10 protein-coding genes and 1 pseudogene are annotated in these 12,566 nt (G+C 56.1%); all 11 read left to right on the top strand.

From position 1 onward, the window contains the following. Positions 1–82: 82 nt before the first annotated feature. Complete coding sequence (locus K328_RS23135) at positions 83–463, top strand: DUF7673 family protein (RefSeq protein WP_051284663.1); 381 nt, start codon at positions 83–85, stop codon at positions 461–463. Then, positions 453–743: a hypothetical protein gene (locus K328_RS0108695; RefSeq protein ID WP_028465653.1), complete on the top strand. Its 291-nt coding sequence runs from the start codon at positions 453–455 to the stop codon at positions 741–743. Before K328_RS23135 ends, K328_RS0108695 begins: the two co-directional genes overlap by 11 nt. A gap of 21 nt (positions 744–764) precedes the next feature. Next, on the top strand, positions 765–986 hold the full coding sequence (locus K328_RS0108690) for a hypothetical protein (RefSeq protein ID WP_028465652.1): 222 nt from the start codon (positions 765–767) through the stop codon (positions 984–986). 367 nt (positions 987–1,353) lie between these two features. Further along, complete coding sequence (locus K328_RS0108685; protein ID WP_169721190.1) at positions 1,354–2,982, top strand: replication initiation protein; 1,629 nt, start codon at positions 1,354–1,356, stop codon at positions 2,980–2,982. A gap of 196 nt (positions 2,983–3,178) precedes the next feature. Further along, a pseudogene (locus K328_RS26315) lies at positions 3,179–3,325 on the top strand (type II toxin-antitoxin system prevent-host-death family antitoxin); the annotation flags it as partial. Between the two features lie 51 nt (positions 3,326–3,376). Then, positions 3,377–4,957, top strand: coding sequence for a DNA cytosine methyltransferase (locus tag K328_RS23130; protein WP_051284662.1), 1,581 nt, complete (start codon positions 3,377–3,379; stop codon positions 4,955–4,957). Then, positions 4,957–5,376 (top strand): very short patch repair endonuclease, encoded by a 420-nt coding sequence (locus K328_RS0108675; RefSeq protein ID WP_028465650.1) that lies wholly within the window; start codon positions 4,957–4,959, stop codon positions 5,374–5,376. The genes K328_RS23130 and K328_RS0108675 overlap by 1 nt, the downstream gene beginning before the upstream one ends. Further along, a complete protein-coding gene (locus K328_RS0108670; protein ID WP_028465649.1) occupies positions 5,376–6,851 on the top strand; it encodes an ATP-binding protein in 1,476 nt (491 codons plus the stop codon). The genes K328_RS0108675 and K328_RS0108670 overlap by 1 nt, the downstream gene beginning before the upstream one ends. Beyond that, a complete protein-coding gene (locus tag K328_RS0108665; RefSeq protein WP_028465648.1) occupies positions 6,848–9,529 on the top strand; it encodes a Z1 domain-containing protein in 2,682 nt (893 codons plus the stop codon). The genes K328_RS0108670 and K328_RS0108665 overlap by 4 nt, the downstream gene beginning before the upstream one ends. Beyond that, the gene (locus K328_RS0108660; protein WP_028465647.1) at positions 9,522–10,493 is read left to right on the top strand and encodes a PD-(D/E)XK motif protein; all 972 of its coding nucleotides are present in this window, start codon (positions 9,522–9,524) and stop codon (positions 10,491–10,493) included. The genes K328_RS0108665 and K328_RS0108660 overlap by 8 nt, the downstream gene beginning before the upstream one ends. After that, positions 10,494–12,560, top strand: coding sequence for an AIPR family protein (locus tag K328_RS0108655; RefSeq protein WP_028465646.1), 2,067 nt, complete (start codon positions 10,494–10,496; stop codon positions 12,558–12,560). The last annotated feature ends 6 nt before the right edge of the window (positions 12,561–12,566 follow it).

Raw genomic sequence — 12,566 nt, 5'->3', positions numbered from 1 at the left:
AATCAATGCTTTAGGGTGTCGTTCGCCTCCTGTATATTGGTTTCATCGACATCGGGTCGTGACACAAAATGGGAGTTCAAAAATGAATCGAAATACAAAAGCAGTCGCGCGCACTGCGCCAATGCCGAGCGCCATGCCACTGGTCGTTGCGTCGAATGATGTTAGGTCTGAGACCGCGCTCGACCGGCTCTTCTCGGTCGCAGTCAGTATGACCGGGCAGGGCAAGCGGGTAGCCGATTTTCTCCTTGCGGTATGGAATGCGGAATTCAATGGCGCATGGGATCCTGTCGATCTCTGGATGGTGGACCGGTCTATCTCCGACGACATGTTCGCCGTTCTTAAGGAGCTTAGAGACACACGCTCTTATCCCTGCAGCGAGAAATACGGCGAACGCTTCGCTGACCTTGTCGATCGTTGGCGCGCGGACCGAGGCGATGAAGAGGAGTCTCAGCATGCGCGTTGATAGAATGATGCGAGTTTTCTGGCTCGGAGCGGACGGTCAGCGGAGCGACATCACCAGAAGCCAGATCGGCGCCAAGGTTCTTCGCGCAGCGAAGGAGTGTTTGAAAACCAGCAACGACCCGGAACATCTCGCTGATCTCATTCTGCCAAACCCGGAGACGGGAGAGGTGGGAGCAATCGCTGGGCTCCGTTTTGCCGACAGCATTAACGTTTCGCGGAATTGGACCAAGATTGAGATCGAGGAGATGGACGATCCCAGTGGTTGGGCGTTGGTCAGCTGATTTGCCGGAAAGGAGGGCGAGATGTCATTTCACCTGTATCACTACGATGCGATTTACGATTCCTGTCAGAACTGGGGCGAGTATTACCATGGCGTCTTGGCAAAGGCGCTCGAATGCGGGGATGAAGAAGCTTACCTGCGCGGCGCCCACGTGGCGCTTCGCGACGGCTGGCTTGGTCCGGACGAGGTTCAAGCAGAGCTTTTCCAGGTCTTCCGGCGCGTCTACCCCGACGTCTCGGATTAGACATGGCCATTTCCTGTCCCGGTCTGGAAACCCAGACCGGGACAGGGTTCGTGACGAAGGCTGCGCAGCGAAGCGTCCGGCGGAGCCGGAGCAGAACCCCTTGAGGGGGTAGCGCGCTCGCCATTGGTGGGGTGTGATCAAGCGGAAAATAATTTGACGGGAATCAAGAAGGGAAAGGGAGTTTGTTAGAAAATCTCCCCATTGCTCATAAATATTCGTTGAATCAGTGCAAGATCCTTGTTTTCCGAAATCCCGATTCTACACAATGAAAAAAGCCCGGTTGTCAGCCGAGCCCTTTCCAAATTCTGGGAAGCCACCTGTGCGCAGGGATTGCAGTCTCTTCGCCAGCAGCCGAATGGGTCACGAAATGAATTCAGCCGCTACTTCTATTAATATTTTACCTAATGCTTATTCGGCGCGCAATATTCTTACGCGCGGGCGACGTTCTTCGTCGGTTGATGCGGCGAATGATGACTCTACGGACGATGTCGTCGTCGAGTTCCCGCGTCGCGACGTGCGGAAGCGCTGGCTCCCGTGTTCTTTCAGAAATGGGAAGCTGCACATCTCTCGTCCTAGAGGTGTCACCGTACGCGTCCTTCCAGGTCGTCTGACGAAGAAAGGCTTCTACCGATCGTCGTTGGACAGCGCGCTCGAAACTCTGTTCTTTGGCGTCTGCGAAAAGGAAATCGTCGAGCTTGGTGAGAAGATTCTTCCCCGTATTCCTGGCAAGCCTCTGGTTGCGAACGACATAAAGGGCGAGAAAAAGGAAAGTTGGGTAGAGGCCCTAAAGTACGCGGTTCACAGGCGCTATCTCGCCGTTAACACCGCTGATTATATGAATTTCTTCGTGGTCGATTGCGACCACGATGACCTCGACCGATGGCTCAAGCTTGGCCTGCCGTCTCCGACGTGGATCTCAGCCAGCCCCAAGAGTGGAAGATATCACATCGCATGGATGTTGAAGACGCCGGTCGATCGTCGGGCTGGCGCCTCGGCGAAGGCCCAGCGGTTCGCCCAGAACACCTACGATGCCCTTGTCACGGCCATGAATGGTGATTTCGGCTATGCCATCGGTGCTCTAACGAAGAATCCGCTGCACGACGCCTGGAAGACGTTTCCCCTCAATGGTAAGGCTGTCGATATCCGCCAGATCTGGAGCGTGGTGAAGCCGTTCTACAAGGCGGGCGCGCGTCGGGAGCGTCGCCTTAAGCTTGTCGAAGGCACTGTTGGCCGGAACGAGGATCTGTTTTGGACCGTCAGCTATTACGTCCGCCCGCTCGTCGAGTGGCACCGGCAAAACGGGGCGATGGAGACCTTCTGGCAGGTTGTCGAGGAGGCCGGGCTTCAGGCGAATGTCAACGGCCTACGCTGGAAGCAGGATGTCTTGCCTACCTTGCGTCAAATCTGGAAGTGGACGTGGAACCACTATTCCCCCGCGCGCGGCGGTGACATTGACCGAGGCGCCATGCGTCTCGATGAGACTCGCCTGACGACCCGGCAGAAGCAACAGATGGCCGGGCCGTGGAGCGGTAGGAAGAATAGGAGACGCACTGACGGCAAAATCGACGATGGCCTGCAGAAGCTCCTCGAGCAGGGTGGAAGCATCACCCAGCAGGCTCTGAGCGAAGCCTCAGGCGTGTCTCTGCGCACCGTCAAGGGGCGCTGGAAGGAGCTTTGCGAGCGGCTTGATCGCCATCCTGACGCCATGGTGCAAAACGGTGTCTATCAGGTAGTAGCCCCTCAGGGGGGGCTTTCGCCTAATTCTTCTGCACCGAGGGCAGAGCCGCAGGCGGAGGCAGGGCGCAAGCCCGGTCTGAGCGAGATCAAAGACCGGTCCCGTAGGGACACAGTTCCGGGCCAAACCGGCCTGACTGATCTATTCCCATCTCTCTCTGATAACCAGATCCAACGTACGACGACGAAGCTAGAACGTCACCCGGTTACGGGCGAGATACCTCACCCGATTCTCGGCTACATTGAGACGGTTCCCTTCTAACCACGCATCGACCACGTCCGATGCTGCTATCCGTCAATAGGCTCTAATTTTGGTGACATCATACTTTCCCTAGCTCAGCGAGAATCCGTTGAAGCACGTCCAGAGCGTCAATCATTCGGCCTCGTTGCGGGCGAGAGCAGAATTGCTAAAATCGCACGAAAATAATGTCTGCTCAGGACGCTAAAATAGTTTCGGACAGTTGATCGAGCAAGCGAGAGCGGAACCAGTTCAAGTTGAGAAGTACGGGCGACCAGTTGTAGTAGTTTTGAGTGTCGAAGAGTTTCAGAGGCTTTCCAGTGCCCCCAGTTATGGCAAGCACCTGCTGAACATCACAGGACAGTAGAGGGCTTAGATAAGCATGTACGTAGGGGAGCGAACCAGAACGGACTTATTGATGAGAGGGAGCGCATCCAAGAGCCAGGTCCAACAGCGATTCCACTCCTACCCGGTGGTCGATCTGTTTGCAGGGCCAGGTGGCCTAGGAGAAGGGTTCGCCTCAAGCGTTGACGAGAAAGGGCGTCCGCGCTTCACCAGTGCCGTATCGATCGAGCGGGACGATTTCGCGCATCAGACTCTTCTTCTGCGACACTTCATCAGGCAATTCCCGGAAGGCGAAGCGCCCGACCCTTATTATGCGTTTCTCGCCGGAGATATCTCCTGTGAGCAACTTTACCAGCGCTATCCAGACGCACACCGCGATGCAGCATCTTCCGCTCTGCGGATTTCGTTAGGCTTTGAATCTCATGCGAAAGTGCATGGGATTGTCCGAGAGCGGATTGGTGGGAATCGGCGATGGGCGCTTATCGGAGGCCCTCCATGTCAGGCATATTCTCTGGTCGGCCGATCGCGCATGAAGGGTGATCCCAAATTCGAGCATGACGAGAAGCACACTCTCTATCTCGAATACCTACGGATCATCGCCGACCACCGTCCGCCGGTGTTCGTGATGGAGAATGTCAAAGGCCTGCTTTCTGCGACCATAGAAGGCAGATCGGCGATCACGCGTATTGCCCGCGATCTCTCCCGTCCAAGCACAGCCATCCCAGGCGCTCCAAGCGATCTGGCTTATAGGTTATATTCCCTCACCGAAGAGGACATAGCGGATGAGGAAGTGGACCCTCGCCTGTTTGTTGTCCGCGCCGAAGAACACGGCATCCCGCAGGCTCGGCATCGCATGTTCATTGTCGGCATCCGGAGCGACCTGAAGGTCCGTCCCGGCCTGTTGAAAAAGATGACGGCACCGACCGTCCAAGAGACGATAGGATCACTCCCATCCATACGTAGCGGCCTATCAAAGGCGACTGACAGTGCGGTGGCATGGCTGGATGAATTGCGGGCCATTTCGAGCATGGATGTTCGCCGTCAATTGAACGGTGCCTCCCACGCTAGCGAAGTCGCCCAAGCATTTGATTTCCACAATCTGATCAAAGTGAAATCGCCCAGTGCAGTTTCGTCCACGCTCTATCGTATGCGCAGGCCAGTACATGATGTGTTGCGCAGTCTCTATGACGACCGGCTTTCGGTGCTAACAGCACATGAAGCGCGCAGCCATATGGGCTCTGATCTTAGGCGGTATCTCTTCGCTGCCACCTTTGCGCAGAAGGCAGGACGTAGCCCCAAATTGGCAGACTTCCCGGAGGGACTGCTGCCGGAGCATCGAAATGTCGAGCTTGGCCGTACAGGCAAGATGTTTTCAGATCGCTTCAGAGTGCAACTCGCTGATCAGGTTTCGAGCACCATTACGTCCCATATCTCCAAGGATGGTCACTATTTTATCCATTATGACCCTGCGCAGTGCCGCAGTCTCACCGTGCGGGAGGCGGCGCGCCTTCAGACCTTCCCCGACAACTACTTTTTTGCGGGGCCGCGCACGGCTCAGTATCATCAGGTCGGAAACGCTGTTCCGCCCCAGCTTGCAAAACAGATCGCGGAAATTGTGGCGGAAGTGCTCGATGCCGTCCGGCTTGACGACTGATGGCTGACACCATCACGCGCGAGCGAAGAAGCTGGAATATGTCCCGCATCAAGGGTCAGAATACTGGTCCGGAGTTGCAGTTGCGCTCACTCCTGCATCGTGCCGGTTTCCGGTTCAGGCTCCATGCGAGAGAGCTTCCCGGCAGGCCCGACATCATCCTACCGAAATACCGCGCTGCAATCTTTGTTCACGGTTGCTTTTGGCACCGGCATTCTGGGTGTCGTAACGCTACCATGCCTTCGACCAGACCGGAGTTCTGGCAGGCGAAATTCGATTCCAATGTGAGCAGGGATGAGCGCAACCGGGTTGCTCTACAGGTGGCAGGATGGACCGTCTTCACGGTCTGGGAGTGCGAGCTCAAAAGCGACGCGCCTAGTGTAGTGGAAAGACTCTCCCGCAATATTCGCGAGGCCACCTGATGGCACGAAACATTCCACTCCCGCCAAGCGCGGCGTGTCTGTCGGCATCGATGCGCGATCTGGGCTATTCTCTGGAGGCGGCGGTCGCCGACCTGATCGACAACAGCATCTCGGCCGATGCTGCCACGATCGACATTTTCTATGATACTTCGGCTGCGGAACCCGTCCTCGTAATTCTTGATGATGGTCGCGGAATGGACGCGGCTGAACTTCTCGCCGCCATGCGGCATGGTACGGTTAATCCACGCGAGGAGCGGACGCCTCACGATCTCGGGCGGTTTGGCCTCGGACTGAAAACAGCATCATTTTCCCAATGCCGTTCCCTGACAGTCGTCAGCGCGAAAAGCGGTATTCTCTCAGGGGCAGAGTGGAACCTGGATGTCATAGACGCCGCTGACGACTGGATATTAAGTGTTCTGGAGGATGACGATATCCAAGCACTCCCATACGTTAACCGTCTCGGCGAGCGCGGGACCGCTGTCATCTGGCGGGAGTTGGACCGCCTGCTGGAGGATGAAACCGGCAACCGCCGAGATGCGATTGTAAATGAGAAGCTGGATGTTCTGGAGAAGCATCTAGCGCTCGTCTTCCACCGTTTTCTGGCCGGTGAAATCCGAGGCCGGAGCCGCATCGCGATCACGGTGAACGGACATCCGGTCGAAGCCTTTGACCCATTCTGCCGTAAAAACACTCATACCAGACATCTGCCGGAAGAGATTGTGCGGATCGGATCGGCAGCGGTGCATCTGCAACCGTACATCCTTCCACACCATTCGAACCTGTCTGCCCGCGAATACGATTTCTATCAGACCCGCAGTGATTTCATCTCCAATCAGGGGGCCTACATCTACCGAAACGGCAGGCTGATGGCGTGGGGTGACTGGTTTCGGCTGATACCGAAGGGGGAAGCTACCAAGCTGGCCCGCGTCCAGATCGACTTTCCAAACAGCCTCGATGAAGCGTGGACCATTGATATCAAGAAGTCGCGATCCCGTCCGCCGCTGCCAGTAAGGGAACGGCTCCGGCAGATTATCGCGCAGGTCTCAGGTGCAAGCACGACCGTTCACCGGGGGCGCGGTCAGAAGCTCTTTCAAGAGGTTACTGCGCCGCTATGGGAGCGATATGCCGACAAGATCGGCATCCGGTATGCCCTGAACAGGACACATCCGCTGACACAACGCCTGCACCAGAAACTGGACAGCGAAGGCGTGCGTCACCTCGACTTTTTGCTGGAAGCAGTTTCAGCTTCACTGCCCATCGAGATGATCTACTCGGATTATTCGACGCAACCCCGTGACGTGAGCCAGATTCCGCAAGTCGATGACGTAAAGAACCGCCTTGATGACCTCAAACGTGCTCTGTGGGGTGACGGGCCGGGGAATGCGGATGCATTCAGGGATATTGTCAGATCGACGCGACTTTTTGACGATCACGGGGAGATCGTTGAGAAATACATTCAGGGGGGCTTCGCTTGAGTACGCAGGGTGATAAGGAGAAGATTGTTCTTGCTGCACTGATCGGCGCATTCGACGATCAGGACGGTCCGCCAGCACGCGACGAGATCACGGCCAAGGCTGCCGTCCTCGCGCCGCTGCTCGGTTACTCCGGCGACCTTCAAAACATCATCACTGAAGCCGAGACGGCAATACCGTCGCGCATGAACGCGGGCGTCTCATTAATTGATGTAGATGCCGCGCACGATGAAGACTGGATTCACAAGCGCGAAATCGACACGATCTATACAGATGCTTATGGTGGCTATCTGCGCAGCCAAGGCTGGAAGCCGACCGTTGTAAACACCCTTCTCAACGCTGACGGGTCAAAAATTCTCGGCCTGCTCCAAGACCCAACCAGCGAAGGGGAATGGAAGCGCCGTGGCCTTGTCATCGGTCATGTCCAGTCTGGCAAGACTGCCAACTACATGGGCGTGATCGCGAAGGCTGCGGATGCCGGATACAAGTTCATCGTCGTCATTGCGGGCATTCACAATAATCTGCGCAAGCAGACCCAGCAGCGCGTCGATGAGGGATTTGTCGGACGCTCCAGCGACCCGGAAAATCGCGTGAACATCGGTGTAGGACTGGACAGAAATTACCCGAACCCTGTCACGCTCACGAACATATACTCCGATTTCAACAAGCAGACCGCGAATGTCAGCGGCGCGCAACTGAACGATTTCAAGAATCCTGTCATTCTGGTCATCAAAAAGCATGTGAAGACTCTCGAAGCTCTACACACTTGGTTGCGGGAGTTGAACGCGAAAGGACGCGACCGCATTGCTGATATCCCTATGCTTGTCATCGACGACGAAGCTGACAACGCATCGATCAACACCAATAAGCCTGATATCAATCCGACCGCTACCAATGCTTGGATAAGGAAGATTCTGCGGTTGTTCAGCAAGAACTGCTACGTGGGATATACGGCCACTCCGTTCGCCAACATTTTTATCGACCCCGATGCTTTCGACAAGGACGCCTACGAAGAGCTGTTCCCGCGCGATTTCATTCACTCTCTGGATGCGCCAACCACATATTTCGGGCCGGACAAGGTTTTCCTGAACGACGAGAGCAGCAGTGTGGTCCTGCGGCAGGTCGTGGATTGCGAGGATTACCTGCCGTTCACTCATAAGAACGGCTTTCCGGTCACAGAACTCCCACCTAGCCTCTATCGTGCGCTGGATCAGTTCATTGTCGCCCGAGCCATCCGCAACCTCAGAGGTCAGGAGCGGAAACACTGCTCCATGCTGATCAACGTGTCCCGCTTCGTCTCCGTTCAGAAAGAAGTGCGGAGCTTCATCGGACTGCGTCTCGACCGGATGCGGGAAGCCGTGAAAGCCAATTACTTGATGCCGGAAGCAGCGTCATCGAAAAACGAACATATGGCACGTTTGCGCGCTACGTATGATGCCGAGTTCGCCGCCGACGAATTTGGCGGAAGGAATTACTCTTGGGATGAAGTTAAAGCGGCTCTCTGGGGCGTCTTCGAAACCCTGCGCACCTATGTGGTCAACAGCAAGAGCGACGAGGTTCTCGATTTCGCGAAGTACGAGAAGGATGACAAAGGCCTGACCGCCATCGCAATCGGCGGCCTCAGCCTGTCACGTGGCCTGACGATTGAAGGGCTGACAATCAGCTACATGTACCGCAACACCAAGATGTACGACACGCTGATGCAGATGGGACGCTGGTTCGGTTATCGACCGGGCTATGAGGATGTCTGCCGGGTCTGGCTCTCAAATGACTCGATCAACTGGTATAAGCACATTGCACTGGCATCGGAGGAACTGCGTCAGCAGATCACGCGGATGCGTCAGGCCGACATGAGTCCGCAGGATTTCGGCCTCTACGTGAAGTCTCACCCCGACAGCCTGATGGTGACTGCCGCTAACAAGATGCGCAGCGGCGAGAAGGTCGTTCTGAACCAGAATCTGACTGGCACACTTCAGGAAAGCTGGTTGCTCCCTCTCGATCCTACGATCAATCAGAACAACGAGGAACTGATCGCGGAATACTGGCGCGACGGTTTTGGCCGCACAGTGAAGCCGACTGAAAAGGGATGGTTTATTCCTGACGTTGATGTCGCGAAAGTCGATGAATTTCTGTTGCGGTTCAAGGCGCACAAATCCGCGAGAAAGCGGAAAGCCGATGCGGTTGAGTACCTCCTCAAGATTGCACCTAAATTCACCAAAGCGGATGTTCTGCTTATTTCGAAAGGGCCTGGCGACCCGGCAGCATATCGGCTTGGCGCACAGGACCGGACTGCTGAAAAGGATGCCACGCCTGATAAATGGCAGGTTTCAGGATATCGCGTCGCCAGTCGTGGCGATGAGAAGCTAGGCCTAACAGACGATCAGATTTCCGCCGCGGAGAAGCTGGCGTCTGAGGACGCCAAGTCCAAAAAGAAAAAGCCCTCTGATGTTCATTATCGCATGGTCCGTAAAAAGCCGCTGTTGATGATTCATGTTCTCGAACCGACCGAAAATTCTGCATTCGCAGGTTACAGGGTTCCCGCATGGGGGCTGAGCTTCCCTGACGGCCTGTACGGTGCCGACTTTGAGATCGAGGTGATTGCTAACAAGGTCTGGATGGAGGAGTTGTACGGCTCGATGGACGACGATCCGGACGCCGACGAGGACTATGACGATGAGTAGGTCCGCACCGTGGGACACAATTCCGATACCGACGGCTGATCTCAGTGTTCTCCGCGTCGCGGGAACGACGGGTGTTTCCATCTTCTGGGGACGAGATGCCGGAGCACAGTCCCTGCTGATTATCGAGTTGAATGGCGATCACACCGCACAGTTCCGCCGTGATGTGGTTTCGCTGCATGGTATCGACGTTGATCTCCGCAACAGCGATCGTGCCGGGCAGCAGCGGTTCATTCTCACGCTTGCTCGTCATATCGACAGCGACCTGTTTCTTGGCCTGTGTGAAACCCTCATCGGCAACCTCCGGGATGTCGCGGACCCGGCGACGGCACTGGCTGTCGCACTTGCCCACTTGCGGCGCTGGAAGGCTTTTCTTGCCGGACGCAATGCCCGCTTGCTCTCGCCCGAAGAGGTTCGCGGTCTGTTCGGCGAACTGCACGTTCTGCGGCTTCTCTATAGAGATACGTTGCCGCAGATCACCGCCGTCGATGCGTGGTGTGGACCGGACGATTCCCATCAGGACTTTATTTTTGGAAACCGGGCCATCGAGGTGAAATCGCTTTCCGGTCGCGAACGCAACACTGTCCGCATTTCGTCCGAAGATCAGTTGGAATCGCTCGTTGACGAGCTGTTTCTGCTGACACAGCGCCTGAGCAGTCAACCCGATGCTGACCAGGCATTGTCGCTGAACGACATTGTCGGGCTGATCGACGGTGAGCTTGCGGATGCCGATGCCATCGAGCAGTTCGCCGCCAAACTCGCGGGCATGGGGTACGTGCCGCTAGCGGAATATGATGCTCCGCGCTTCATTGTCGGCGGCCTTCAGGGATACCGCGTGATTGATGGTTTTCCCCGCCTGATCCGCTCAGAGCTGCCGCCCGGCGTCACCAAGGTTTCCTACGATATCATGCTGGAGACGATAACGCCGTTCTGCTGTGATGAATCTGATATGTTCCGGAGCCCCTGATTGGAAACGACTGCCGAAGAGTTCTTCCATGATTTCCGCCAGGATCTGCTTGCAGGTGCCGAAGCGAACGGCAGCTTCTTGCTCGCGGAGTTCATGGATGCTGTTTCACGCGAGCTGATCGAGACCGGATTCACGGAAGGCTTCGAATTTGCTCACTACCGTGCGCAACGTGGGTTGCGCGTGGATGGGTACTGGTTCAACGACGAAGGTGGTCTCGACCTGTTCGTAGCGGACTTTGACAGCCGCACCGAACTCGCCTCGCTCACTCGCACGGAAGCGGATGCAGCCTTCAGGCGTGTCGCGAATTTCTTTGAGGCCAGCCTACGGAAGAACCTTGCAAGTGATCTTGAGGTCACATCGCCGGAATACGGTCTCGCGCAACAGATCGCAGACAGAAAGGCGCTGATACGGCACCTCAATCTATTCCTCTTGTCTGAACGTACGCTAAGCGATCGCATCCAGGCGATGCCCGATTCCGAGATTGCCGGTGTCCCAACGACTTATCATATCTGGGATGTTTCACGCCTTCACCGGCAGCGCTCCTCGCGCAGTCACAAGGAAGCTCTCGACCTTGACTTCGAGGCCATGTTCGGCACTGGCATACCTTGCCTGCCAGCGCACCTCGGAACCGATACCTATCAATCTTACCTCGTCGTCATGCCCGGAGACATTCTCTCGAAGCTATACGAGAAATTCGGCGCGCGGCTGCTGGAACAGAACGTTCGCACATTTCTTCAGGCCAGAGGCAAAGTGAACAAGGGCATCCGGACGACAATCCTGACTGAACCGGGGATGTTCTTCGCCTATAACAACGGCATCACCGCGACGGCGCAGAGCGTCCAAATGCAGCAGGGTGATGACGGCCTCCAGATCACCCGGATCACGGACCTTCAGATCGTGAATGGCGGGCAGACCACGGCTTCGCTCTTCCATACGCGGCGACGGGACAAGGCGGACCTTACGCGCATATTCGTCCAGATGAAGCTTTCGGTGATCGACAGCGAGGAGAGCGAAAAGGTCGTTCCCCGCATTTCTGAATACGCGAACACTCAGAACCGTATTCAGGCGGCCGATTTCTTTTCCAACCATGCCTTCCACATCCGCATGGAGGAATTCTCCCGGCGCCTATGGGCTCCGGCTGGAAAGGGAGTGCAGCGGGAAACAAAGTGGTTCTATGAACGTGCCCGGGGCCAGTATGCGGACGCTCAGGCAAAGCTCACCCCCGGCGAGCAGCGCCGCTTCAAGGCTGAAAACCCCAAGCCGCAGATGTTCACCAAGACGGACCTCGCCAAATTTGAGAATGTCTGGGATGAACATCCGAGATTTGTGAACCTCGGTGCCGAAAAGAACTTCGCCCGCTATGCGTCCCGTATCGGCAAGGAATGGGAGAAGTCGTCGGACGACTTCAACGAGGCCTATTTCAAGCGCGTAGTAGCGCGCGCCATCATATTCCGGGCAACCGAGCGCTTGGTGTCGGCTCAGCCCTGGTACAATGGCGGCTATCGCGCCAACATAGTCGCATACACATTGGCTGTGCTCAGCGAACTCGTACGTCGGCAGGATAAGAGCCTCGACTTCCTACGGATCTGGAATGCGCAGGAAATAAGTCGACTGCTGGAAGAGTCGCTCGTCGCCATAACCTTCAATGTTAATGAAGAGCTGATTCGACCGCCTCAAGGTATCTCGAACATCTCGGAATGGGCAAAGCGAGATGCCTGCTGGACACGGATGCAAGAGCAGATGGATCGTTTCGCCGCCTTGTTACCCGACGATTTCGATGACGAACTATTGTCACGCGAAAAGCATCTGACAGAAAAGCGGGCGGCACGGAACACTCAGAAGCTTGACAACGGCATTGAAGCTCAGACCCGCATTCTAGCCATCCCGGCGGCTAGATGGACCGCCGTGCATGAGGCTCTTGTTGCCAAGCGTCTGCTTACGCCGAAAGAGATCGGCATCTTGAATATCGCAATGCAGATGCCGACGAAAATTCCATCCGAGAAACAATGCGTAATATTACTGGACACCATTGAGAAAGCACGAGCGGAGGGCATCAGTCTTGACTGAAAAATC

Source organism: Nisaea denitrificans DSM 18348, from assembly GCF_000426505.1.
Classification (GTDB): Bacteria; Pseudomonadota; Alphaproteobacteria; order Thalassobaculales; family Thalassobaculaceae; genus Nisaea; species Nisaea denitrificans.
Note: the sequence above shows the minus strand (reverse complement) of the source record. Positions and strands in the feature narration are given on the sequence as shown.

What these genes read in the sequence shown, in the direction of transcription:
- K328_RS0108670 (WP_028465649.1), top strand. Translation starts at nt 5,376, where the DNA reads ATGGCACGAAACATTCCACTCCCGCCAAGCGCGGCGTGTCTGTCGGCA.
- K328_RS0108685 (WP_169721190.1), top strand. Translation starts at nt 1,354, where the DNA reads ATGAATTCAGCCGCTACTTCTATTAATATTTTACCTAATGCTTATTCG.
- K328_RS0108660 (WP_028465647.1), top strand. Translation starts at nt 9,522, where the DNA reads ATGAGTAGGTCCGCACCGTGGGACACAATTCCGATACCGACGGCTGAT.
- K328_RS23135 (WP_051284663.1), top strand. Translation starts at nt 83, where the DNA reads ATGAATCGAAATACAAAAGCAGTCGCGCGCACTGCGCCAATGCCGAGC.
- K328_RS23130 (WP_051284662.1), top strand. Translation starts at nt 3,377, where the DNA reads ATGAGAGGGAGCGCATCCAAGAGCCAGGTCCAACAGCGATTCCACTCC.
- K328_RS0108675 (WP_028465650.1), top strand. Translation starts at nt 4,957, where the DNA reads ATGGCTGACACCATCACGCGCGAGCGAAGAAGCTGGAATATGTCCCGC.
- K328_RS0108695 (WP_028465653.1), top strand. Translation starts at nt 453, where the DNA reads ATGCGCGTTGATAGAATGATGCGAGTTTTCTGGCTCGGAGCGGACGGT.
- K328_RS0108690 (WP_028465652.1), top strand. Translation starts at nt 765, where the DNA reads ATGTCATTTCACCTGTATCACTACGATGCGATTTACGATTCCTGTCAG.